The following is a 4142-nucleotide window of genomic DNA, read 5'->3' on the forward strand; positions in this document are numbered from 1 at the left end:
CGCGACCAAAATTGTCCAACCCGTAATCACCTTTTATTTGCCAAACCAACCAATTTCATGCTATACTCTCAGTCGGTGCCAAACCAAGGTGAGTTCGTAACGATCGGCGCATTTGCGTTCAGAAGGTCGAAGCGGCTTGCCATTTTTTATATAAAAATTATTTAAGCTCACTGCTATGACGGGCCTTAATGAATAAGTGACTTGAGATAAATGGTATACTCAAGTCGTCAAATTGTTTGAGGGGGAATTATCTATGCAAAATCAAACACCATCTCGCGTTGAGCAAAAGCAAGCCAAGCAGGAAAATAAAAAGTCCAAGCACACGAAATTAATCGTATGGCTCAGCATTCTAGTCATCATTCTTGGTGGGTTTTTGTACGTTGGCCATCAAGTTCACGAATTAACCGACGCCCAACGGCAAACCAACACAATTTTAGATAAACCAATTAAAAATACCGTCGTCAAAATCGTTCAGCCAAAACTGCCGGAAGCCGTTCGCCCGCAAGTTGTTAAAATTATTCAAGAAGAACCCCTTTATCGCCTCCAGCAAGCCGCCGACAACCCAACAACCTTCCAGCGGATCGCGGATAAATATCAAGTTCCGGAAAGTTACGTTGCCCCCGCCAAGCAGTACTGGTTCAGTCAACAAAATGCCCAGTTACGCTCGGACGTATACCACGCGCAATTACTCCAGCTCTTATCGGAATTGCGGCAAATGGACAGTTCAACCCAATAATCAGGCAAATATCAAAATCACCGCACAATGACAAAAGCCGTGAATGAATTAATGGAGGTTAGAAAATGGATAACGAAAAAGTCTTTAATGAAGTCAGTGGCCTAGTCAATGAAATGCTGGAATTGGTCCGAAATTACGACGTTGCCGGGTTGGAAAAATTTAAGGCCGACCATTCCCAGGGAAACCATCCTGAATGGATCCACATGCTGGATTCCATGATTGAACTGGCAAAGATTGCACCTGAAAATGAAGAAGCCCGCGAATTTATTAAGAATGAATACACACCTAAAACAGCAAGGGATTAATGCCTTGCTGTTTTTATTTACAAATTTTTCGACAAACGTTAAATATCGGTTTAGTTCGTTTCATCCTTTAAAATCAATCAATCAGTTGTGCTAAAATTTGCTTCGTAATCAAAATTTTCAACCTCGGAGGCATTTCATGCATAAAACGAAAGGATTAATAATGGTTCTCACCATTGGTCTATTGTTATCTGGGTGTGGAACCGGAAGTACCAGCGAAAAATCCAGCCACAACTCTTCGCCCAAAGTGACGGCCAGCACAACATCAAAGCGATCAAATTCGACATCTTCAACAAGCACTCAATCTACTAATCCAAAACTTTCAACCAAACAACAAACTGCATACAATGACACCATGAGCCACGCCCTTGCTCATGATCAAAAAGAAGCTAAGCAAGGCAAAAAAATGTACCAGTGGTCCAAGTATGTGCAAAGCATTTCGTATGACATTGACAATGGCTACATCGTTAAAGTTGGCACTAACTTCCAGCAATTAAACACTGCTTCGAAGACGAGTGTTGCCAACCACGCCCAAAGCTTTGCCCAATCGCAGTTGATCATGATTGGTAAAAATATCAAAGCGACTTCGCCGGCACCCTATTTAGTCTTCAAATCCGACAGCACCACGATCGGTCATTCAAAGAAGTCAGTGCCAACAGAATTTGATTTTACAAAATAACCACAAAAAATCCCCAAGCCGCGATTTGTGCATTTCAATCGTCCTTGGGGATTTTTTATTTTATTGAACGCCGTGTTTCTTTAAGAATTCACTTAATGGCGCCAAATCTTCTGCATAGTAACGTTTCTTGAATTCGTCAATCGTCTTTTGGTCAAATTGATCGGGATCCAATGCCAATTTTTCAACTGGAATTGGTCGTTCGTTTGTGATCTTGACGTCAATCAACACCGGTTTGCCTGCCTTGGTCAGTTCGACAGCTTTATCAAAGGCCGCGGTGATTTGATCAACCGAAGTCACCGTAATTCCGGTCATGCCTTGTGCTTCAGCAACCTTGGCAAAATCAGTCTCCGGTAGGCTAATGCCGAACCATTCGTGGTTGTCATCTTCCTGCTCGTCTTCAATAAATCCAAGGGCTTCGTTTGAAAAGACGACGTTAATGATCGGCAGTTTGTATCCAACTTGGGTACTCAAATCCTGCATGACCATCGCTGCAGCACCATCACCTGTCAGGTTGAACACTTGACGGTCAGGATAACTTAACTTGGCTGCAATGGATCCTGGTAAGCCAACGCCCATTGTGGCAAATAAGCCGGACGTAATCCAAGGCTGATGACCATTGGTTTTCAATAATCGAACGGCATTTTGAGTAACATCGCCAACATCAATTGAGAAAATCGCATCTTTTTCAGCAATTCGATTAATTTCTTTAAATGCCGGTTCAAATCGCAATTTGCCTTCGGTTCGGTTCATCATGTGGTCGTTGTATTCATGCCAGTTGGTAACATTGTCCACGTTGGCAGCGTACCAATGTGATGGCTCAGCTGTTTCGCCGATTTCAATAAATTTCTGTAAGGTCTTCTTGGCATCGGCCAGCATCGCAACATCTGTCTTATGCCGCTTACCTAACATTTGAGGATTGCTGTCAACTTGAATAAATTTAACATCCGGTTTGAACATTGCTTCCGCAAATGGATAGTTCGAGCCGATGAACAACATCAGGTCGGTTTGTTGAAGGGCTTCGTTTGCCGGTTTGGAAGCAACCCGGGCAGCGGAACCTAATAAGGCTTCAAAATCATAAGGAATAATTTCTTTGCCGAGGGCGGTTGTGATAACTGGAATCTGGAATTTCTTAGCGAATTCCATTACCTCGTCAGCTGCCCCAATGGTTCCTTGGCCGACGTACAAAAGCGGCTTTTTAGCCTGCTTAATCAACTCAAGCGCCTGATTAACCTGCTCGTCAGAAGCGGCACTCAGCTCGGGCTTTGCAAAATTAGCGGCGGAGCTGTAGTAGCCATCAGCCGGAATTTCTTTATTTGCCAAATCGTTTGGGATTGTAACGATTGCCGGTCCGTGTTGTGCAAACGCGCGCCGAATCGCTTCGTCCAAAATGTGTGGCAGGCTTTGTGCAGTCGTCACGGTTCGTGCATAGACGCCGGCGTCTTTAAACCATGGGTCTTCATCAAATTCCTGGAAGAAATCCTGGTTCATCAATGCTTGTGGGTTTTGGCCGACGATCAGTAACACCGACACTTGATCAGCCATTGCATCATAAGCGCCCTGGAACAAATGCGTTGCACCAGGTCCGGCAGATCCAAATGCAACCCCGATTTTTCCGGTTAATTTCGTGTCGGCAACTGCAGCCAACGCACCAACTTCTTCATGTCGAACATGCACATAGGTGATTTTATCCTTTTCCTCATCCAGCGCATACATTAAATTGTTAATGGTTCCACCAGGAATGCCGTAAATGTGATCAACGCCCCAACTTTCGAGGGTCCGTAATGCTGCAACTCCTGAATTAATTGTATTTGCCATAATCAAAAACCTCCTATAAACCAATAAACGATTACCAATTACACACATAATAGTTGCGGTGAATTAAAAATACAATCAAAACGACTTTTTATTTGTAAGCGCTTAACAAGCTGTCAGAATAGCAATTGTACTGTCGCTCAATTATAACCACACGCAAATGGAAGTATTCAATTAAGAGAAAATAATAGTTGACGTGCGCCCCATATTTTAGGTATAGTTAGTATTCGTAAAACGATTCACCTAATCAGAAGTGTCACCTGTCCAATCCCGAAGACTATAAAAGCTGAATACATATTTGGAGGTTCCATCATGACTAATGAAACAAAGTTTTGTCAATCTTGTGGAAAGGAGATCCCAAAAGCAGCACAATTTTGCCCCTTTTGTGGACAGCCACAAACCGTTGTTGCCACTAAAGAAGTTTCAAATCAATTAAACGATCATCCTGACCCCAGTTCAAAAGTAATGAGTCGGCAATCCATTCAACAACATTGGTACAAAAACTGGATGGTCTGGGCCATCATCATATTAGGGGTTGGATTTGTGACCTGTATTGCACTGCTAAACAACAATCGGACAACGGTGGTGATGCAACCCACAGCTAGTTCTAAAA

General features: G+C 43.1%; 5 protein-coding genes. 4 read left to right on the forward strand and 1 reads right to left on the reverse strand.

Annotated elements, in window-relative coordinates:
- The first annotated feature begins 253 nt into the window (after positions 1-253).
- The 3 genes from AB3112_RS08950 to AB3112_RS08960 all read left to right on the forward strand — a co-directional run bounded on the left by AB3112_RS08950 (position 254) and on the right by AB3112_RS08960 (position 1717).
- Positions 254-736: a hypothetical protein gene (locus tag AB3112_RS08950; protein ID WP_367334329.1), complete on the forward strand. Its 483-nt coding sequence runs from the start codon at positions 254-256 to the stop codon at positions 734-736.
- Between the two features lie 65 nt (positions 737-801).
- On the forward strand, positions 802-1041 hold the full coding sequence (locus tag AB3112_RS08955) for a hypothetical protein (RefSeq protein ID WP_084972698.1): 240 nt from the start codon (positions 802-804) through the stop codon (positions 1039-1041).
- 136 nt (positions 1042-1177) lie between these two features.
- The gene (locus AB3112_RS08960) at positions 1178-1717 is read left to right on the forward strand and encodes a hypothetical protein (RefSeq protein WP_367334330.1); all 540 of its coding nucleotides are present in this window, start codon (positions 1178-1180) and stop codon (positions 1715-1717) included.
- A 60-nt stretch (positions 1718-1777) separates the two neighbouring features.
- Here the strand turns inward: AB3112_RS08960 and spxB are convergent, their stop codons facing one another.
- Complete coding sequence (spxB, locus tag AB3112_RS08965; protein ID WP_367334331.1) at positions 1778-3532, reverse strand: pyruvate oxidase; 1755 nt, start codon at positions 3530-3532, stop codon at positions 1778-1780.
- Positions 3533-3841: 309 nt separating this feature from the next.
- On the opposite strand from spxB, the gene AB3112_RS08970 reads away from it, so the two are divergent.
- Positions 3842-4142 (forward strand): zinc-ribbon domain-containing protein (locus AB3112_RS08970; RefSeq protein WP_367334332.1); only part of this gene is annotated, 301 nt, incomplete at its 3' end.

This window comes from Lentilactobacillus sp. (assembly GCF_040773105.1).
GTDB classification, from domain to species: Bacteria; Bacillota; Bacilli; order Lactobacillales; family Lactobacillaceae; genus Lentilactobacillus; species Lentilactobacillus parabuchneri.